We start from the raw sequence: 19,539 nt of genomic DNA, 5'->3' as shown, positions 1-19,539 counted from the left end.
CCCTTGACCCGGTCCGCTCACGCCAGCAGGGAGGCCAGCCTGCGCCACTCCTCCCGCGGCAGGGCGTCGCGTGGGCCGTCGGCGACCACCTGGAGCGCCACGTGGTCGGCGCCCGCCGCGTGGAACGCCTCGATCCGCTCGCGGATCCGGGACTCCTCGCCCCAGGCGAACACCGCGTCGATCAGGCGGTCGCTGCCGCCGCCGGCGACGTCGGAGTCGGTGAAGCCGAGGCGCAGGAAGTTGTCGGTGTAGTTCGGCAGCTCCAGATAGGGGGCGAGGTACCCGCGGGCCACCGCGCGGGCGTGGGCCGGGTCGGTCTCCAGGACGACCTTGAACTCCGGTGCCAGCAGCGCCGTCCCGCCCAGGATCTCGCGGGCCTGCGCGGTGTGGTCCGGCGTGACCAGGTACGGGATCGCGCCGGCCGCCCGGTCCCGGGCGAGCCGCAGCATCCTGGGGCCCAGGGCGGCCAGTACGCGGCGCCCGGCGGGCACGCCGCCCTCGCCGGACCGGTCGAGCTCGTCGAGCCGGTCCAGGTAGCCGACCATCGTCGAGTACGGCTTCCGGTACTGCTGCACGCGCGGGCCGTGGCTCACTCCGAGGCCGAGCACGAAGCGGCCGGGGTGGGCGGCCTCCAGCTCGGTGAACTCCGCCGCGCTGTCGGCGGCGTCCTGCTGCCAGACGCTCTGGATGCTGGTGGCGACGACGATCCGCCCGGTCGCCTCGATCAGCGGGGCGGCGTTGCGGGCGGTGCTGTTGCCGCCCAACCAGACGGCTCCGTAGCCGAGTTCCTCCAGCTCGGTCGCGGCCTCGGCCAGTTCGCTGCTCCGGGTTGCGTTCTCCGAGCGGAGGCCGAGGCTCCAGATGCCGTACCGGCCGATGGTCTCCGGCAAGGGGCGCGCGGGGCCTGTGGTGTCGCTCATCGGTTCCGATCCCTCCGGACGGGGTTGCCTGTGCCCCGATCGTCATACGTCCGGCAGGCCCCCACCGGAGGGCGTCCCGGGGTGGCCCCCGGCTTCCCCCGAGAGCACTAACGATGCCCCAGGAACCGCTCCAGTGCCTCCACCACCATCCGGTGGTCCTCGAGCTGCTGCAGTCCGGAGACCGTCACCGCGCCGATCACGCCCGCGCCCTCGACGTGGAGCGGGAAGGAGCCGCCGTGGGCCGCGTACAGGTCCGGGTCCAGGCGGGAGGAGGACTCGAAGGTCGTGCCCTTGGCCCGGAAGCGGGCGCCGACCAGGTAGGAGGCGCAGCCGTAGCGCTCCACCACGCGGCGTTTGCGGGCGATCCAGGCGTCGTTGTCGGGGGTCGAGCCGGGCAGGGCCGCGTGGAAGAGCTGCTGGCCGGCGCGGTGGATGTCGACGGCGACCGGGGCCTGCCGCTCCCGTGCCAGTTCCACCAGCAGCGAGCCCAGCGCCCAGGCGTCGTCGTACGTGAAGCGGGGGAGGACCAGGCGGCGTTCCTGCGCCTCCAGTTCCTCGATGCCCGGGGTGGTCTCGGGGGCCGGGCGCACGTCGTTCGTCACAGCCGCACCGCCACGCCGTCGCGGGCCGAGCGGCGGGCCGCCTCCAGGACGTCGAGGGCGGCGGCGGCCTCCCGCGCCGTCACCGGGTTCGGGGCGCCGTCGCGCAGGGCGGCGGTCACGGCCGCGTAGTACGCCGGGTAGTCGCCGGGCAGGGTCGGTACGGGGCGGCCGCCGCCGGTCAGCGGGTCTCCCCCGGAGGGGGGACCCCCGGCGCCGACGCGGCCCCACAGGGCCTCGTCCTCGACGCCCCAGGCCCTGGTACCCGGGCGCGTGCCCTCCCGCAGCGCGGCCTCCTGCGGGTCCAGGCCGTACTTCACGTAGCCCGCCCGGGAGCCCAGCACCCGGAAGCGGGGGCCGAGCTGGGCGGCCGTCGCGGAGACATGGAGGTGGGAGCGGACACCGTTGGCGTGGGTGAGCGCGATGAACGTGTCGTCGTCCGCCTCGGCGCCCGCGCGGCGCACCACCGACTCGGCGTACACCAGGGTGGCCGGGCCGAACAGCACCAGGGCCTGGTCGACCACATGACTGCCGAGGTCGTACAGCAGACCTCCGATCTCGGCGGGGTCGCCGGACTCGCGCCAGCCGCCCTTCGGCTGCGGACGCCAGCGCTCGAAACGGGACTCGAACCGCCATACGTCGCCCAGTTCTCCCTCGGCGATCAGCCGGCGCAGGGTGAGGAAGTCGTTGTCCCAGCGGCGGTTCTGGAAGACGGACAGGAGCAGCCCGCGCTCGTCGGCCAGGGCGGCGAGGTCACGGGCCTCGGCCGCCGTCCCGGCGATCGGCTTGTCCACGACGACCGGCAGGCCCGCCTTCAAGGCGGCCGTGGCGAGCGGGACGTGCGTCTTGTTCGGGGATGCGAGGACGACCAGGTCCAGCTCGCCGGCGCGGGCGAACAGCTCGTCCGGGCCGGCGGCGAGACGGACGTCCGGGAACTCCGCGCGGGCCTGTTCCTGCCGCTGCGGGTTCGAGGTGACGACCGTGTCCAGGGCCAGGCCCTCTGTCGTGGCGATCAGCGGGGCGTGGAAGACGGAGCCGGCGAGGCCGTAGCCGACGAGGCCGACGCGGAGGGGGGTGCCAGTCATGGCCCCTACTTTCGCAACGCTGTTGCCGAAGTGCAAGCGCGGGGCAGAATGGCGACGTGAGCAGTGGGAAGGGCGGAGCGGACGCGGTGACGGTCTCGGGAGTGACGGGCAGGGGGACGGCGGGGGCGAACCTGCTGGCCCTGCGCAGCCACAACACCGCGCTGGTGCTCGACCTGCTGCGCGGGGCGGGCGCGGAGGGGATCAGCCGACTGGAACTCGCCGAGCGGACCGGGCTGACCCCGCAGGCGGTCAGCAAGATCACGGCGCGGCTGCGCCGGCAGGGCCTCGCGGCGGAGGCCGGACGGCGGGCGTCCACGGGAGGCAAACCGCGCACGGTGCTGCGACTGGTGCCGGAGGCGGGGCACGCGGTGGGTGCGCACATCGACCGCGACGAACTCCGGGTGGTCGTCGTCGACCTGAACGGCACCGTGATCGGCGAGCGCCGCCGCCCACTGGACCTCGGAGCGGGCGCGGAGTCCGTCGTGACGACGGTGGCGCGCGAGGTGGAAGGGCTGGTGGGGGAGCTGCTGGGCGCCGGGGTGCCCGGGGCCGGGGTGGCCCAGGGTGGGTCGTCGCAGGCCGGGGTGGACTGGGCCGGGGTGGCCCAGGGTGGGTCGTCGCAGGCCGGGGTGGACCGGGCCGGGTCGTCGCAGGCCGGGGTGGACTGGGCCGGGTCGTCGTCGGCAGGGGTGGCCCAGGGTGGGACGGCGCAGGCCGGGGTGGACCGGGCCGGGTCGTCGCAGGCCGGGGTGGACCGGGCCGGGTCGTCGCAGGCCGGGGTGGACTGGGCCGGGTCGTCGTCGGCAGGGGTGGCCCAGGGCGGGACGGCGCTGGCTGGAGTGGCCGAGGCTGGAGGGGCCGGTGCCGCAGGGGCCCGGATCGGTGCCGCCCCGGCTGGGGTGACCCAGGTCGAAGGGGCCCGGCCCGTACTCGCCGATGTCGGTCCGCTCGTCGGGGTCGGGGTGGCGTTGCCCGGGCCGCTTGATCATCGGTGTGGGGTGTTGCATCGGGTGACCGGGTTTCCGGAGTGGGACGGGTTTCCGTTGCGGGACGCGCTCGCGCGGCGGCTCGGGGTGCCCGTCGTGGTCGACAAGGACACCAACGCGGCGGCGCTGGGGCTCGCGGTCGCGGGGGAGGGCCGTTCGTTCGCGTACCTCCACCTCGGTACCGGGCTCGGGGCCGGGCTGGTGATCGGGGGGAGCGTGCACCGGGGGGCGCGGACCGGGGCGGGGGAGTTCGGGCACCAGGTGATCCAGCTGGACGGGCCGCTGTGCGGGTGCGGGGACCGGGGGTGTGTCGAGGCTCTGTGCCTGGCGGCCGTGGAACGGGGGGAGATCGCGGAGGCGGCCCGTGTTCTGGGGGCCGGGGCCGCGAACCTCGTGGGCTTGCTGGACATCGAGTTGGTGCTGCTCGGCGGTCGTACGGTGGCGGCGGCGCCGGAGGTGTTCGTGGCGGGCGTGGCCGAGGTGCTCGCGGCGCGGGCGCGGCGGGAGGGGGCGCCGGGCGATGCGGTGCCGGTCCGGATCGCGCCGGGAGGGGAGTCGGGGGTCGCGGAGGGCGCGGCGCAGTTGCTGCTCGCGCCGATGTTCGGGCGGGGGGACGGGTGACGGGTGCTCGGCGTGGCCCCGGCCGGCGATCAACTCCGACGCCGTGGCCGACGAGGCCACCGCGGCGGCCGCCGTGGCGCGGGGGCACCACGACGGTGGCTGGGGCCTGTCGTCACATTCCCGTCGTCGCCCGAAGGACGGGGGCGGCCCCACGGCGTCTGGTGCGTGCTCTGGGGGTCATGCTCTGGGGGTCCCCCTGCTCGGAGAGCTTGGGGGGAGTGCCGTGCGGAAGTCCTCGTACTGGACGTACTTGGGCTTTCGCCCGGTGCGGCGAGTGGGGGCCCCCTGCTCGGAGAGCTCGGGGGAGCGTGCCAGGCGTCGCGAGGGAGACGGGAATGTGACGACACGCCCCAGGTCGGCCAGTCCGACGACTACCCGTTCCGCATCGGCACGGACCCCGAAGCCGCCGGCACCGCCCCGCACACCCCGAGGCCGCCCGGCGGCCCCACGTCCCAGGCGGTCGGCACCCGCACGCCGAGGGATTCGCCCGCACGGGCCCGGCGGGCCGTGATCACGGCAGCCGCCGCACTGCTCGCCGCCGCCGGCGCGCCGACGCTGAGCCGGAGGCGCCGCTGAGGCCGTCGGGCGGATCTGCGACGATCTCCGCGTGGACTACCCCAACGACCAGGCACCCGGCGCCCCGGTGCGCTCCGGCATCCCGGAGCACGGCCGGATCCCCAAGTACTACGCGGTGAAGGCGAGGATCGACGACCTCATCGGCGAACTGGGGGAGGACCGGCCGATCCCGACCGAGCGCGATCTGTCCGAGGAGTACGGAGTCGCCCGCGAGACCGTGCGGCAGGCGGTGCGCGAGCTGGTCCTGGAGGGCAAGCTGAGGCGCCGGGGCCGCGGCACGGTCGTCGCAGGGCCCAAGCTGGAACAGCCGCTGTCCCTGGTCAGCTACACCGAAGGCGTACGGCGGCAGGGCCGCACTCCCGGACGCTCCCTCGTCACCCTGGACCGCTTTCCCTGCCCGGATCCCCTCGCCGCCGAGACGGGACTCACCCGCGGCGAGCCCGTCTGGCACCTGGAGCGCGTGCTCCTCGCGGACGACGAGCGGGTCGGCCTGGAGAGCACCTACGTGGCGGTGGCCCGCGTGCCGCACCTGGACACCGGATTCGACCCCGACTCCTCCTTCTACGCCTACCTGCAAGGGCTGGGCATCGCCTTCGGCGACGCCGACGAGCGCATCGAGACGGTGCTCGCCACCCCGCGTGAGGCCCTGCTCATCGGCACCCCGCCGGCGGTGCCCATGCTGCTGATCCACCGCGTCTCACGGGACACGGAAGGGCGCCCGCTGGAGCGGGTGCGGAGCCTGTACCGAGGGGACCGGTTCTCCTTCACCACCCACCTGCGCGGCTGAGGACGCTCGACGCCCACCTGCGCCGCTGACGCCAGGACCCGGCCAACCCTCTTTGGTCACGAAAAGGTAACGGGTCTAGCCCAATTTTGACGGCTCGTTCAACCTCCCGTTGTCGGCAGGACCCTTCCGGTTCCCCGTCCGGGAGGAGCGTGGACTTCGTGAGAGTGACAGTCGTAGGAGCCGGCGTGGTGGGCACCATGCACGCCTGGCAAGCAGTGGAACGCGGCCATGAGGTCGTACAGATCGAGCGAGAGGCGGAGGCCCGCGGCGCCTCGCTGCGCAACTTCGGGCAGATCTGGGTCAGCGGCCGCGCGGCCGGCCAGGAACTCGAGACCGCACTGCGCGCCCGGGAGCTGTGGGAGGAGATCGGCGGCCGCGTGCCCGCGCTGGGCTTCCGCGCCAACGGCTCCCTGACCCCCGTCCGCGGCGACCTCGAACGCGCCGTCGCCGAGGCCGCCGTGGCCCGCCCGGACGCCGCCGTCCGCGGTCGCAAGCTGCTGACCCCGGCCGAGGCCCGCGCCCTCAACCCCGCCCTGCGCGGGGAGTTCGACGCGGCCCTGTACTGCGAGCGCGACGCGGCCGTCGAGCCGCGCACCGCCCAGCTGGCCCTGCGCGCCGAACTGCTCAGGCACCCGAACTACACCTTCCTGCCCGGGCGCGAGGTCCGCGACGTCGTCGGCGAGGGCGCCGTCCGCGACGACCACGGCGACGTCCACACCGGTGACGCGGTGGTGCTGTGCACGGGAGCCTGGCTCGGCGGACTCGTACGCGAACTCGCCGGCCCCGACCTGCCGGTCCGCCGCGTCCGGCTGCAGATGATGCAGACCGACCCGCTCGGTGAGCCGCTGCCGACCTCGGTCGCGGACGCCGACAGCTTCCGGTACTACCCCGCGTACGCGTCCGAGGCCCTGGACGAGCTCAACGCCGGCCGGGCGCAGGCCGAGATCGCCGCCGCCCACCGGATGCAGCTGCTCATGGTGCAGCGCGCCGACGGCGGACTCACCATCGGCGACACCCATGAGTACGAGCACCCCTTCGCCTTCGACACCGTCGAGGACCCCTACGACCACCTCACCCGGGTCGTCGAATCCCTCCTCGGCCGCCCGCTGCCGAAGGTCCGGCGCCGCTGGGCCGGCGTGTACGCGCAGTGCACCGACCCCGGCCGGGTGGTGCACCGCCAGCAGGTCCGCGACGGGGTGTGGCTGGTCACCGGGCCCGGCGGGCGCGGCATGACCTGCGCACCCGCGATCGCCGAGCAGACCGCCGACGAACTGGGCTGGTGAGGAACCGATGACCGACCTGACGACCACCACCGACATCCGCCTCGTCGTCCTGGACATGGCCGGCACCACCGTCGCCGACGGCGGCCTGGTCGAGCGCGCCTTCGCCACGGCCGCCGCCGAACTGGGCGTCGAGCCCGGCTCCGCCGACCACGCCGACAAGCTCGCCTACGTCCGCGCCACCATGGGCGAGTCCAAGATCTCCGTCTTCCGGCACCTGTTCGGCGCCGAGGACCTGGCCCAGCGGGCCAACGCCGCCTTCGAGGAGGCGTACGGCGGCCTCGTCGACGGCGGCCTCGTCGCCCCGGTCCCCGGCGCCCGCGAGGCCATCGAGGAGCTGCGGGCCGACGGCCGCACGGTCGTGCTGACCACCGGCTTCGCACGCGTCACCCAGGACGCGATCCTCGACGCGCTCGGCTGGCGCGACCTCGTGCCGCTCACCCTCTGCCCGGCCGACGCCGGCGGGCGCGGCCGGCCCTATCCCGACATGGTGCTGGAGGCGTTCGTCCGCACGAAGGCGGCCGACGGCGTGCACCAGACGGCCGTCGTTGGCGACACCTCCTACGACGTGCTCAGCGGCGTCCGCGCCGGAGCGGGCGTCGTCGCCGGAGTGCTGACCGGGGCGCACGGCGCGCGGGACCTCCACGACGCCGGCGCCACCGACGTCCTCGGCTCCGTGGCCGACCTGCCCGCCCTGCTCAGGGGAGCCGACTGATGGGCATCCGCTTCGACTCCGTCACCGTCGCCTACGACGGCACGGCCGTCCTGGACGCCCTCGACCTCACCGTCGAGCCCGGCGAGGTCATGGCGCTCCTCGGGCCGTCCGGATCCGGCAAGACCACCGCCCTGCGGGCGGTCGCCGGGTTCGTGCGGCCCGCCTCCGGGCGGGTGTACCTCGGCGGACGCGATGTGACGGACCTGCCGCCCCACCGGCGGGGCATCGGGATGGTCGTCCAGAGCTACGCCCTGTTCCCGCACCTGCGGGTCGAGGACAACGTGGCCTTCGGCCTCCGGGCGCGCTCACTCGCCCGGAGCGAGGTCCGCGAGCGGGTCCGCGAGGCGCTGGAGATGGTCGGCATGGCGGACTACGCGCGCCGCCACCCCCGGGAGCTGTCCGGCGGCCAGCAACAGCGCGTCGCCATCGCGCGGGCGCTCGCCATCCGGCCGGGCGTGCTGCTGCTCGACGAGCCGCTGTCCGCGCTGGACGCCCGGCTGCGCTCCGGAATGCTGGCCGAACTGGCCCGGCTGCACCGGGAGTTGCCGGAGGTGTCGATCCTCTACGTCACCCACGACCAGAACGAGGCGCTGACCCTGGCCGACCGGATCGCGGTCATGGACCGGGCGCGGTTGCAGGCCTGCGGCACACCGCGGGAGCTGTACCGGGCGCCCGCGAACGAGTTCACGGCGTCCTTCGTCGGCAGCGCCAACCTGCTGCCGGTGACGGTCGGGGAGCGCGGAGTGCTCTTCGCCGGGCAGGAGCTGGCCGTGGCGACGGCGGGTGCGGCGCGCGGCTCCCATGCCACCCTGTGCGTACGGCCGCACCTGGTGCGTCTGGGCGACGGGCCCAACGGGCTGACCGGAACCGTCTGCGAGGTCCAGTGGCGCGGGGCCACGCACCGGCTCTACGTCGACGTCGCCGGCCACCGGGTCATGGCGGACCTCGCCGAACTGAGGGAACCGCCGGCCCTCGGCGACCGGGTGACCGTGCACTTCGCCTCCGAGGACGCGGTGCTGCTGCCGCCCGGGCCCCCTCACGACCGGGCGTCCGCCGTGAACGGCGCCCGTCGGGAACAGGCGCCCGCTGCGAACACACCCGGCCAGGATCGGGCTCAGCACCCGGCGCCCGCCGTGAACGGTCCCCGGCATGACTAGGCGCCTGTTGTGGGCGGCGCCGCCCGTCGCCGTGCTCGCCCTCGTCTTCCTCTACCCTCTCGCCCTCGTCCTGCGGCAGTCCGTCCAGCCGGACACCGGCGGCACCTCCCTGCGGCCGTACGCCGACGTCTTCGCCTCCGCCGCGTTCGGCGAGGCCCTGTGGACGACCGTGTGGCTGGCGCTCGGCGCCACCGCCGGGTGCCTCGTGCTCGGCTTCCTGCTCGCCCTCGTCATCGCCTTCGTACCGTTCCCCGGCGCGAAGGCGGTCGCCCGGTTCGTCGACGTCTTCCTGTCCTTCCCCTCCTTCCTGATCACCCTCGCCCTGCTCTTCGTCTACGGCACGGTCGGCATGGCCAACGGGCTGTGGCAGGACCTCACCGGGGCGGCGAACGGACCCTTCCAGTTCCTGACCACGCCGTGGGGCGTGCTGCTGGCCGAGATCACGTACTTCACCCCGTTCGTGATGCGGCCACTGCTCGCCGCCTTCTCCCAGCTGGACACCGCGCAGCTGGAGGCGGCCAGTTCGCTCGGGGCCCGCGCGCCCCGGATCATCCGCAGCGTGATCCTGCCCGAGGCGCTGCCCGCGCTGGCGGCCGGCGGCAGCCTCGTCCTGGTGCTGTGCCTCAACGAGTTCGGGATCGTGCTGTTCACCGGGGCGAAAGGAGTCACGACCCTGCCCATGCTCGTCTACAGCAAGGCCATCCTGGAGTCCGACTACCCGGGCGCGTGCGTGGTCGCCGTCGTCAACGTCCTGATCTCCGTGGGCCTCTACGGCCTCTACCGGGTGGTGAGCCGCCGTGCTGGTGCATAGCCGCAAGGGCAGGTGGGCCGCCGCCGTCCTGTTCTTCGTCCTCTTCCTGCCTCTGTTCGCGCTGCCGCTGCTGGTGATCCTGGCGGCCTCCTTCGCCACGAACTGGTCGAGCGTGCTGCCCTCCGGCCTCACCACCGCCCACTACGAGGCGGCCGCCCACGGCGAGGCGTTGCAGGCGCTCACCACCAGCCTGCTCACCGCCCTGGCCGCGAGCCTGCTCGCGCTCACCGTCGGCACCTGGGCCGCGCTCGCGGCCGCCGGACTCGAGCGGCGCCAACGCGCCGTGCTGGACGCCCTGTTCGTGCTGCCCGTCGCCGTCCCCTCCGTGGTGGTGGGCCTGGCGGTCCTGGTCGCGTTCTCCCAGCCGCCGGTGCTGCTCAACGGCACCCGGTGGATCGTCGTCCTCGCGCACACCGTGCTGGTCACGGCCTTCGCGTACCAGTCGGTCTCCGCCGCCCTGCGCCGCCTCGACCCGGCCTACGAACAGGCCGCCGCCTCCCTCGGCGCCGGACCCGCCCGGGTGCTGTGGCGGGTGCGGCTGCCGCTGCTGCTGCCCTCGCTCACCGCCGCGGCCGGCCTCTGCTTCGCCCTGTCCATGGGCGAGCTGAGCGCCACGATGATGCTCTACCCGCCGGACTGGACCCCGCTGCCCGTCCTGATCTACGCGGCCACCGACCGCGGCTCCCTGTTCGCGGGCTCCGCCCTCGCCGTCGTCCTCATGGCGGCGACCCTGCTGGTCCTGCTCGCCGTCTCCCGGATCCGCACCAGGGCCGCCCACCGCTAGGCCGGGGGCGCCGGCTGCTCCCATGCCGCCCTCCGACCGCTCCCTCCCGCCCCCGACCGTTCCCGACCGTTCCCACCCACCTGCCTTCCCCCCCGAATCGCCCCACCCAGCAAGGAGTTCACCTCGCCATGCGCAAGAACACGCTCAAGATCGCCACCGCCGTCTGTCTTCTCGCCGCCCCGCTCACCGCCTGCGGCGGCAACTCCTCCGCCGCCGACGCCAAGGTCGTCACCGTCTACAGCGCCGACGGCCTCAAGGGCGAGAACGGTGACGGCTGGTACGACCGCGTCTTCAAGGACTTCGAGAAGGAGACCGGCATCAAGGTCAAGTACGTCGAGGGCGGCTCCGGCGAGATGGTCCAGCGCGCCGTCCGCGAGAAGGGCAACCCGCAGGCCGACGTGCTGGTCACCCTGCCGCCGTTCATCCAGCAGGCGGACAGCAAGGGCCTGCTGCAGAAGTACGCGCCGCAGGGCGCCGACCAGGTAGCCGGCGAGGACAAGGCCGCCGACGGCACCTGGACCTCCGTGGTCAACAACTACTTCGGCTTCGTCTACAACACCAAGGAGCTCAAGCAGGCCCCCACCACCTGGGAGCAGCTCCTCGACGGCCGGTACAAGAACAAGCTCCAGTACTCCACGCCGGGTGTCGCCGGCGACGGCACCGCCGTGCTCGTCAAGGCCATGCACGACTTCGGCGGCAAGGACGCGGCGCTCGAGTACCTGAAGAAGCTCCAGGCCAACAACGTCGGACCGTCCGCCTCCACCGGCAAGCTCGCGCCCAAGGTCGACAAGGGCGAGCTGCTCGTCGCCAACGGTGACGTCCAGATGAACTTCGCCCAGTCCAAGTCCATGCCCAACCTCGGCATCTGGTTCCCGGCCAGGCAGGGCGGGAAGCCGACCACCTTCGCCCTGCCGTACGCCGCCGGACTGGTCAGCCACGCCCCGCACGACGCCAACGGCAGGAAGCTCCTGGACTTCATGCTCGGCCGGCAGGCGCAGCAGCAGGTCAGTGAGATCGGCGGCGGCTTCAGCGTCCGCCAGGACGTCAAGGCCGACGACGCCAACGCGACGGCCCTGAAGAAGCTGATGGACGGCGTGGAGGTGTTCACGCCGGACTGGAGCGACATCGAAAAGAACCTCACGACGTACGTCGAGGCGTGGAAGCAGGCCACCGGAAGCTGAACCGATCTCCGGCAAGATCCGGCCACTGGCTAGGCTGGACTCACGCAGGAGCGCGTACGGCAGGAGGCCGAAGCACATGGCAGACCGCAAGCCCATCGAATCGTGGCTCACCGACATGGACGGTGTCCTGATCCACGAGGGTGTTCCGATCCCCGGTGCCGACGCCTTCCTGAAGAAGCTGCGTGAGTCCGGCCGGCCGTTCCTGGTGCTGACCAACAACTCCATCTACACCCAGCGCGACCTGCACGCCCGGTTGCACCGCATGGGCCTGGACGTGCCGATGGAGAACATCTGGACGTCCGCCCTGGCCACCGCCCAGTTCCTCGACGACCAGCGGCCCGGCGGCAGCGCGTACGTCATCGGCGAGGCCGGCCTGACCACCGCGCTGCACGACATCGGCTACATCCTGACCGACCACGAGCCCGACTTCGTGATCCTGGGGGAGACCCGGACGTACTCGTTCGAGGCCATGACGAAGGCCGTGCGGCTGATCAACGACGGCGCCCGGTTCATCGCCACCAACCCGGACAACGTGGGCCCGTCCGCCGAGGGCGCCCTGCCCGCCACCGGCTCGGTCGCCGCCCTCATCACCGCGGCGACCGGCAGGAAGCCGTACTTCATCGGCAAGCCCAACCCGCTGATGATGCGCGCCGGGCTGAACGCGATCGGGGCCCACTCGGAGACCTCCGCCATGATCGGCGACCGTATGGACACCGATGTGCTCGCGGGCCTGGAGGCCGGGATGCGGACGTTCCTGGTCCTCACCGGTGTCACGCAGGCGAAGGACATCGACCGCTACCCGTTCCGGCCGTCCCACGTCGTCGACTCGATCGCGGACCTCGTCGAGCGGATCTGAGACCGCCCTTCACAAGCCACTCCCGTCCGCAAACCCCTTCTCACCCATTCGGAGCAGCGCGGTTCCGCAGCGGATGCGTCCCTGGCCCGTCGGGAGTCTCCTGATAGCGGAGGTTTCACGATGGGTCCATTGCGCCTCACACTCTGCACGGGACTTCTGGCGGCCGCCGCTCTCGTCCCCGCGGCCGACGGGGTGGACGGAACGGGCACGGGCGGTCCGGTCCTGCCCGGTACCCCGGCCGCCCCGGGAACCCTAGCCGTCGTACCGTCGTCGAGGCCGCCCACGGCCTCTGCTTCCCCGAGCCCGCGACGCACGCCACCCGCACCGTTCGTTCCGGCCACCCGGCCCCCCGGGGCCACCGCCGCGCCCTCGCCCGCGAGTCCGCCCGCGCCCGGCGCGGCGCACGCGGTGACCGGGCTGGTGCTCGCGGGTGCCGCCGGGGCGGCCGTCCTCCTCCTTCCCCGGGCGCGCGGCACGGGCCGCGCCGGGGACGGCCGGCCCGGCCGCCGCGGCCGTGGATCGCACTGAGGGCGGGATCGTCATGTCCGACCACGACGGCACCCGCTCCCGCTGCACCGGCCGCCTCCTGGCCGGCCTGGCCTGGGCGGTGCTCCTGCTCGGGCTGTGGCTGTGGGGACGCGACCTGAGCGACGTACGGCAGTCCCTGGCCCCGTCGGCCACCGGGGATATGGCCGCGGCCGGCCGGCCCTCCGCGGAGCGGCCGGCCGCGGCGACCGACTCGCTGACCGACGCCCCGCCGCGGCGCCTGGAAATCCCCGACCTGGGGGTGCGGGCGCCGGTGGTGGCCCGTGGCCCGGACGCGCGGGGCGCGGTCGAACCGCCGCCGGACCAGGCCGGCACGGTCGGCTGGTACGGCGCAGGAGTGAAACCGGGGGCGTCCGGGACCGCGCTGCTGGTGGGCGACCTCGGCGCCGGGAGCCGGCCAGGGGCGTTCGGCCGGATCGGTTCGCTGCGGCCCGGCGAGGCGGTCCGGGTGGTGCGGGACGACGGCAGCGTCGCCGACTTCACCGTCGACGACGTCACGGTCCTGACCGGCGACCAGCTCGACGTCCGCCAGGCGTCCGGGGCGCGGAAGCCGGGCCGCGCCGAGCTGCGGCTGATCGGCTGCGGCGGCGCCGCCGACGGGGTGAGCCGCGGCTGCACCGCGCACGTGGTCGTGTCGGCGTACCTCACGGGCACCGGCCCGTGAGACCACCGGCCCGTGAGACCACGGCCCGTGAGGCCGCCGGCCACCGCCGAATCCGCCACCGCCACCCGGCCCCGCCAACGCACCGCTCCCCATGAGAACTTGAGGCCCCGGGCGACCTGTGACCTGTGACAGCATGGGACGTGGCCGAGCGCACCAAGGGGGAAGGCATGTACGGCATGAGGGGGACCCTCTCGCGTGCCCGTGCGGCGGGGGTCCGGGCGTCCGTGGCGGTGCTGGGGGCGGCGCTGCTGGCCGCCGGGTGCACCTCCGGGGGCGGGGACGAGGACGACGGCGCCGGGATCACCCAACAGCCCAAGGAAGCAGACCCGTTCTGGGTCAACCCGGACAGCAGGGCGGCCCGTCAGGTCGCCGCCTACCTCAAGGCCGGGAAGAAGGACGACGCCGAGCAGATCCGGAAGATCGCCGGGCAGCCGACCGGCGAGTGGATCGGCCCGGAGAACCCCGAGAAGGAGGCCCGCGGCTTCACCGAGGCCGCCGACGAGGCGGGCCGCACCGCGCTGCTCGTCCTCTACAACATCCCGCACCGCGACTGCGGCCAGTACTCGCAGGGCGGCGCCGCCGACGGGGACGTCTACCGCGCCTGGGTGGACGGCGTGGCCCGGGGCATCGGCGACCGCCCCGCCACGGTGATCCTGGAGCCGGACGCCGTGCTGCACCTGGTGGACGGCTGCACCCCGGAGGAGTTCCAGGACGAGCGCTACGACCTGCTCAAGGGCGCGGTCGAACGGCTCAAGTCCCTGAAGAGCACCAAGGTGTACGTGGACGCGGGCAACGCCGGCTGGGGTAACTCCGACCAGATCTTCGAGCCGCTGCGCCGCGCGGGCGTGGACCGGGCCGACGGCTTCGCGGTCAACGTCTCCAACTTCTACTCCACCCAGGACTCCCTCGCCTACGGCAAGCAGCTGTCCGCCAAGCTCGGCGGCAAGCACTTCGTCGTCGACACCAGCCGCAACGGCAACGGTCCCTACGAGGGCGGGGATCCGGGCGAGCGCTGGTGCAACCCGCCCGGCCGGGCGCTCGGTGAGACGCCCACGACCAGGACGGCCGACCCGCTGGCCGACGCCTACCTGTGGATCAAGCGGCCCGGCGAGTCCGACGGCAGCTGCAAGGGCGGCCCGAAGGCGGGGGACTGGTGGGCCGACTACGCGCTGAAGCTGGCGAGGGCCAGCAAGTAGAGGCGCCGGGACATGACTTGGGGCACCCCCGAACGGAGAGCGCCCCGAGTACATGCGGCCACGGGACTGCTCCCGGGCCCCGCCCGCTACGGGACCTTCACCCACTGCGCCTTGCTCGGCGTCCCCTGGTCGTCGTCGACGAACAGCATGTACCACCCCGACTGCACCAGGTTCCGGCTCCGCGGCACCGTCACCGTGATCCTGTCGCCGGACGCGGTGAAGTCCAGCGCGATCGAGCGCTGGTCGACGTCCGTGACGTGCGTGGAGGCACTCGGGCGGATCAGCCGGACCTTCTTGATCGTGCCGGCGTGCTGCGAGGTGAATGTGCCGGAGCCGCCCCGGGCGATGGTCTGCGGGCCGCCCGACAGGGAGGGCCGCGCGTCCCGGTACAGGTACGGCGGTGTGTAGATCTCGACGCGCTGCTCGAATGTGCCGGGCTTGGTGTTGGCCTTGTCGCCGAAGAGCGAGTCGGAGCCGAAGAACATCACCCGCCCGTCCGGCAGCAGGATCGAGCCGGCGTGGTAGTTGCGGCCCACCAGCGGGTCGGCGACCCGCTTGAAGGTGTTGGTCCCCGGGTCGTAGAGCCGGGCCTGGAGGATGTCGGAGTCGCCGCGGCCCCGGTAGTCCTCGGAACCGCCCGAGACCAGGATGGAGTCGTCGGGCAGGACCGAGGACTGCGGGTAGCGGGTGCCCTTCTCCAGCGTCGGACCGTCCGTGAAGCGCGGGTTCTTCGCCTTCAGGTCGATGATGCGGGTCTTCCTGCTGGCCAGCTGGGACTCGCCGACCCCGCCGCCGCCGATCACCATGAACCGCTCGTCCTGCGCGGGCGGCAGCAGGACCGTGCCGGAGGTCTCCATCATCTGCGCGTCGCTCAGGCCGGGCAGCTTGGTGAACTCGTTGCTGTCCACGTCCCAGATGCCCGGGTCGCGGCCCACGTCGGCCGGTCCGTAACCCGCGTTGGAGCCGGAGTAGAACAGCTTGCCGTTCCGCAGCAGGAACAACGCCGGGTAGGTGGGGAACTGACGGGTCTTCGGCGTGTACGTCCACTTCTTGGTCTTGGGGTCGAAGATCTCGTTCTTCCCCGGGACCAGTTGGCCGATGTCGTCGAGGCCGGAGACGCTGAGGATCTTCCCGTCGCCCAGGGTGGCGAGCGTCGGGTACCAGCGGGCCTCGTTCATCGGGTCGACCTTGATGTACTTCTCGGCGACCGGGTCGAACTCGTAGGCGTCCCGGATCCCCTGGAAGTCCTTCTTGTCCAGGGCGAGCTTCTCCGCGATGCCGTAGGTGTTGCGGGTGTCGTCGCCGGACAGGCCCTGGATCCCGTAGTTGTCCTGGGTGCCCGTCTCGTACCGGGCGCCGCTCTTGCGCGCCTCGACATAGATGCGGCCCAGGCCCGGGGTGTTGCCCAGGAACCTGCCCGCCTTGTCGAAGTTCTTCTTGGCACGCGGCACCAGCACCGGGTCCTTGGAGACGAACGTCTTGCCGTTCGCCTTGCCGGTGAACCTCGTGCCCGCGGGCAGCGTGATCGGCTTGTCGGGGTTCTCGTTGTGGACGATCATCAGGCCGCCGGCCTTGGTGACGTCGCCCTGGAGCTTCTCGTACCGCTTGGTGCCGCCGGCGATCAGGATGTTGCCGTCGGCGAGCTGGGTGTGGCCCGTGCAGAACAGGTCCTCGGGCGTGGGCACCTTCTTGATGGTGCCCTTGACCGGGTCCCAGACACGGGTGTCGAACTGCCGGGCGTCGAAGTTCTTCTTGTTGTTGCCCGAGCCGGCGACCATCAGCACCTTGCCCGTGTGCAGCAGCACGGCGTGGATGGTGTTCTGCCGGTACTCCTCGGGGAACTCGACGATCTCCCAGTGGCCGTTCTCGGCCTTGTACTCGGGCTTGTCGATCTTGTACTGGTGATAGCGCTCCGTGCCGAAGCGGTAGAGCCACGGCCCGTTCATCCCGGCCAGAGCGACTACCACCACCGCGCCGATCCCGAGCCGTCGGGCGCGGCGGAGGCCGGCCTGGTCCTTCATTCCTTACGTCCCCCCAGTCCACCGAGGGCGATCTGCATGGTGTGCTCGCCCGTCGTTCCTTCGGCTGCGGCCCAACCCGGCCCCTGCTGCCCCGCGCTGCCCGGCGCGTGTCCCGGCGGTACCTCCGCCACCGGGACCGGCATCCCCTGGGCCGGTGTGTGCGCCCGGTGCGGGTGCGCCGGGACCGCGTCCCGCGGCTCCGGCGCGGCGGCCGCGGACGCCTGCCTGGTCCGCTCCTGCCGCAGCGACCACCGCCAGGCGAAGATCGGTGCGGCGGTGATGAGCATGGCGAACGTGGCCCAGGTGATCATCGCCGGGTGGGAGTGCCCGAGGGCGAAACCCGCGACGAGCGAGCCGCCGAAGACCAGGATGAAGAACCAGTGGATGCGGAACGTCCCGAACAGCGTGTCGGGGCTCGCCGACTCGCCCTTCGGGGTCACCACGAACTTGCTCTTGCGTCGCAGCGCGGCGTCCATCAGCGAGCGCGCGTAGACGGGCGCCGACAGCGCCGACATCACCATGCCGGCCACCCCGCCGGAGCCCTCCGGCTCGTGCGGGGAGACGTTGTGCCGGCGGTTCCAGACGTACAGGCCGATCTGGAGCGCCGAGGCGTTGCCGTACAGCATCAGCCACACGGTCGGGTCGATGTTCACGCCCGAGGCGCCGAGCCCCAGGAACAGCGCGCAGCTCAGTGCCGCCAGGATCCAGTTGAGGGCGGACATCGGGTAGAAGATGATCATCATCGTGTAGTTGAAGAGCTTGCCCGGCGGCAGTGTGCCGAAGCCCTTCCAGTACTGCTTGAGGATCGTCTCGTAGGTCCCCCGCGACCAGCGCAGCTGCTGGGTGAAGAAGTCCGTCCAGGCGTTCGGGCCCTCGCCGACCGCGAGCACGTCCGGGGTGTACACCGACTTCCACTTGCGGCCGGTCGCCGGGTTCTTGGCGCGGTGCATCTCGAAGCCGGTGGCCATGTCCTCGGTGATCGAGTCGTACAGGCCGCCGATCTGCTTGAGCGCCTTGATCCGCACGGCGTTCGAGGTGCCGACGAACATCGGTGCGCCGTAGCGGTTGCCGGCCCGCTGGATCAGGGCGTGGAAGAGGAACTGCTGCGACTCGGCCGCCTTGGTGACGAACGTGTCGTAGTTGCCGTAGACCTGCGGGCCGATCACGAAGCCGACGTCGGGGTCGCGGAAGTACCCCAGCATCCGCTCCAGGTAGTTGGGCAGCGGCACGTGGTCGGTGTCGACGGAGGCGAAGAAGTCGTACTCGTCGCCGTGCGCCTGGAGCCAGGCGTTGTAGTTGCCGTGCTTGGTCTTGGCGCGGTGCGGGCCCTTGGCCTGGTTCCAGCGCTCGACGCCCTTGCGGCTGAAGTGGTGCACGCCCAGGCGCGCGCAGACCGCCTTCACCTCGGGGTCGTCGCCCTCGTCGAGCAGCCAGACGTGCAACAGGCCCCGGTGGCGCAGCCGTACGGCGGCCTCCAGGGTCCTGGTCACCATCTCCAGCGGTTCCTTGCCGGGCACGAAGGAGGTCAGGAACGCGACCCGCGTGCCGGACTGCGGCACCACCGGGACCGGGTCCTGGGCGACCAGGGTGGCGTGCGCGTTGGACAGCACGTTCATGCAGCGGAAGAACTCGATCAGGCCGATCGAGACCAGCATCACCATGTCGAGGGCCGGCAGGAAGTCGTAGGCCCGGTAGTCGCGTTCGGTCCAGTGCTTGGGCTGGAGCAGCCAGGCCAGCAGGACCAGCGACAGCAGCGGCGCGGCCGCGAGCATCAGCGCGACCCGGATGCGGTGCGGCTCCTGCGAGATCAGCGAGCGGTACTGCACCGTGTACGGCTTGTCCGGGTCGGGCTCGGTGAGGGGGCCGGCGAGCCGGCTGTAGTGCTCGTAGTCGTATTTCGGCAGGGACTTCTTGATTCTGCGGAACGTCCCCGTGGTGCCGGTGCGGTGTCCCGGCACTCGTAACCGGGTCGTCTCAGAAGGATCGGATTCGTGCCGGGCGCCCGTCGGCGTCGACGTCATGACTCATCCCCCCACACGCATGCGAGCGCGTGTTCGTCGATTCCTTCGTCCGTTGGAGGCCCCCCTCGGCCGCTTCACAGACGTTTGCGTGCCGGCCGCGGGTCACCAGGTCGGTCCCACCTCGGAGACACGGCACCGCGGCCCGCCGGTTGCACGGCTGCCCCCGTGGCGGCCGTCGACGCGCGGGAGCCACGACTCACCGCACTGCCGGGCAACCGGCTGCTACAACCCCCCAACACCCCCCAACGTCCCCGACACCCCCCAAGTGCCGCCAATGGGCGGCAGCTTGACATCCAGGGTTCTACGGTGTTCAGCATGATCGCAAGACGCGAAACTCGGAGTTTACCGGCCATACGCGCGCATTGCGGAGAGGGGGTGCGCCGAGGGGTTCGACACCCCGCGCCGCCCGCTCTTCTGTACGGCTGAGACGGGAGAGGCGTTCAGCCGGGGCGGGGAGCACGCCCAAACGGTGAAGGCGAGCCCGGTCCACAGGACCGGGCTCGCCTTCGTCATGGTGCGCCGCCAGGGACTCGAACCCCGGACCCGCTGATTAAGAGTCAGCTGCTCTAACCAACTGAGCTAGCGGCGCCTGCTGACACCGTTCACTTTACATGACCTCAGGGGGCCGCCCGACCGCCCGCGCCTGGTGGGCGGGGCCGGCGGAGCCGCCTTGTACATCATTCGGACCGTCAATGTTCGCGCCCGGTGGACAGTTGTGGCAATGATCAACGTG

The 19,539-nt window shown here is 72.5% G+C and carries 16 protein-coding genes and 1 tRNA gene; 11 read left to right on the top strand and 6 right to left on the bottom strand.

Annotation, left to right across the window (positions count from 1 at the left end; all coding sequences use genetic code 11):
- Positions 1-17: 17 nt before the first annotated feature.
- The 3 genes from ACFY4A_RS10835 to ACFY4A_RS10825 all read right to left on the bottom strand — a co-directional run bounded on the left by ACFY4A_RS10835 (position 18) and on the right by ACFY4A_RS10825 (position 2,604).
- The gene (locus tag ACFY4A_RS10835) at positions 18-920 is read right to left on the bottom strand and encodes an LLM class F420-dependent oxidoreductase (protein ID WP_390829075.1); all 903 of its coding nucleotides are present in this window, start codon (positions 918-920) and stop codon (positions 18-20) included.
- A 107-nt stretch (positions 921-1,027) separates the two neighbouring features.
- Positions 1,028-1,522 (bottom strand): heme-degrading domain-containing protein, encoded by a 495-nt coding sequence (locus ACFY4A_RS10830; RefSeq protein WP_390829074.1) that lies wholly within the window; start codon positions 1,520-1,522, stop codon positions 1,028-1,030.
- Positions 1,519-2,604: a Gfo/Idh/MocA family oxidoreductase gene (locus tag ACFY4A_RS10825; protein ID WP_390829073.1), complete on the bottom strand. Its 1,086-nt coding sequence runs from the start codon at positions 2,602-2,604 to the stop codon at positions 1,519-1,521. The genes ACFY4A_RS10830 and ACFY4A_RS10825 overlap by 4 nt, the downstream gene beginning before the upstream one ends.
- Positions 2,605-2,660: 56 nt before the next feature.
- On the opposite strand from ACFY4A_RS10825, the gene ACFY4A_RS10820 reads away from it, so the two are divergent.
- The 11 genes from ACFY4A_RS10820 (at position 2,661) to ACFY4A_RS10770 (ending at position 14,764) form a co-directional block, all read left to right on the top strand.
- The gene (locus tag ACFY4A_RS10820; RefSeq protein ID WP_390829072.1) at positions 2,661-4,211 is read left to right on the top strand and encodes an ROK family protein; all 1,551 of its coding nucleotides are present in this window, start codon (positions 2,661-2,663) and stop codon (positions 4,209-4,211) included.
- Between the two features lie 607 nt (positions 4,212-4,818).
- Complete coding sequence (locus ACFY4A_RS10815; protein ID WP_390829071.1) at positions 4,819-5,574, top strand: GntR family transcriptional regulator; 756 nt, start codon at positions 4,819-4,821, stop codon at positions 5,572-5,574.
- A gap of 197 nt (positions 5,575-5,771) precedes the next feature.
- On the top strand, positions 5,772-6,857 hold the full coding sequence (locus ACFY4A_RS10810; RefSeq protein WP_390829190.1) for a TIGR03364 family FAD-dependent oxidoreductase: 1,086 nt from the start codon (positions 5,772-5,774) through the stop codon (positions 6,855-6,857).
- Between the two features lie 7 nt (positions 6,858-6,864).
- Entirely contained in the window at positions 6,865-7,569 is a 705-nt protein-coding gene (locus tag ACFY4A_RS10805; RefSeq protein WP_390829070.1) for an HAD family hydrolase, read from the top strand.
- Positions 7,569-8,726, top strand: coding sequence for an ABC transporter ATP-binding protein (locus tag ACFY4A_RS10800; protein WP_390829069.1), 1,158 nt, complete (start codon positions 7,569-7,571; stop codon positions 8,724-8,726). Before ACFY4A_RS10805 ends, ACFY4A_RS10800 begins: the two co-directional genes overlap by 1 nt.
- Entirely contained in the window at positions 8,719-9,537 is an 819-nt protein-coding gene (locus ACFY4A_RS10795) for a 2-aminoethylphosphonate ABC transporter permease subunit (protein ID WP_390829068.1), read from the top strand. The genes ACFY4A_RS10800 and ACFY4A_RS10795 overlap by 8 nt, the downstream gene beginning before the upstream one ends.
- Positions 9,524-10,321: an ABC transporter permease gene (locus ACFY4A_RS10790; protein ID WP_390829067.1), complete on the top strand. Its 798-nt coding sequence runs from the start codon at positions 9,524-9,526 to the stop codon at positions 10,319-10,321. Before ACFY4A_RS10795 ends, ACFY4A_RS10790 begins: the two co-directional genes overlap by 14 nt.
- A gap of 128 nt (positions 10,322-10,449) precedes the next feature.
- Entirely contained in the window at positions 10,450-11,502 is a 1,053-nt protein-coding gene (locus ACFY4A_RS10785; protein ID WP_390829066.1) for a 2-aminoethylphosphonate ABC transporter substrate-binding protein, read from the top strand.
- A gap of 76 nt (positions 11,503-11,578) precedes the next feature.
- On the top strand, positions 11,579-12,358 hold the full coding sequence (locus ACFY4A_RS10780) for an HAD-IIA family hydrolase (RefSeq protein WP_390829065.1): 780 nt from the start codon (positions 11,579-11,581) through the stop codon (positions 12,356-12,358).
- 541 nt (positions 12,359-12,899) lie between these two features.
- Positions 12,900-13,568, top strand: coding sequence for a sortase domain-bontaining protein (locus ACFY4A_RS10775; RefSeq protein ID WP_390829064.1), 669 nt, complete (start codon positions 12,900-12,902; stop codon positions 13,566-13,568).
- Positions 13,569-13,735: 167 nt separating this feature from the next.
- Positions 13,736-14,764, top strand: coding sequence for a glycoside hydrolase family 6 protein (locus ACFY4A_RS10770; RefSeq protein WP_390829189.1), 1,029 nt, complete (start codon positions 13,736-13,738; stop codon positions 14,762-14,764).
- Between the two features lie 86 nt (positions 14,765-14,850).
- Here the strand turns inward: ACFY4A_RS10770 and ACFY4A_RS10765 are convergent, their stop codons facing one another.
- The 3 genes from ACFY4A_RS10765 to ACFY4A_RS10755 all read right to left on the bottom strand — a co-directional run bounded on the left by ACFY4A_RS10765 (position 14,851) and on the right by ACFY4A_RS10755 (position 19,395).
- Positions 14,851-16,785: a galactose oxidase-like domain-containing protein gene (locus tag ACFY4A_RS10765; protein ID WP_390829063.1), complete on the bottom strand. Its 1,935-nt coding sequence runs from the start codon at positions 16,783-16,785 to the stop codon at positions 14,851-14,853.
- Entirely contained in the window at positions 16,782-18,806 is a 2,025-nt protein-coding gene (locus ACFY4A_RS10760; protein ID WP_390829062.1) for a glycosyltransferase family 2 protein, read from the bottom strand. The genes ACFY4A_RS10765 and ACFY4A_RS10760 overlap by 4 nt, the downstream gene beginning before the upstream one ends.
- Before the next feature lie 512 nt (positions 18,807-19,318).
- Positions 19,319-19,395: transfer RNA gene (locus ACFY4A_RS10755), tRNA-Lys, on the bottom strand.
- Positions 19,396-19,539 lie beyond the last annotated feature (144 nt).

This window comes from Streptomyces sp. NPDC001292 (assembly GCF_042896465.1).
GTDB lineage: Bacteria > Actinomycetota > Actinomycetes > Streptomycetales > Streptomycetaceae > Streptomyces.
This window is presented reverse-complemented; position numbering and strand designations above follow the sequence as displayed.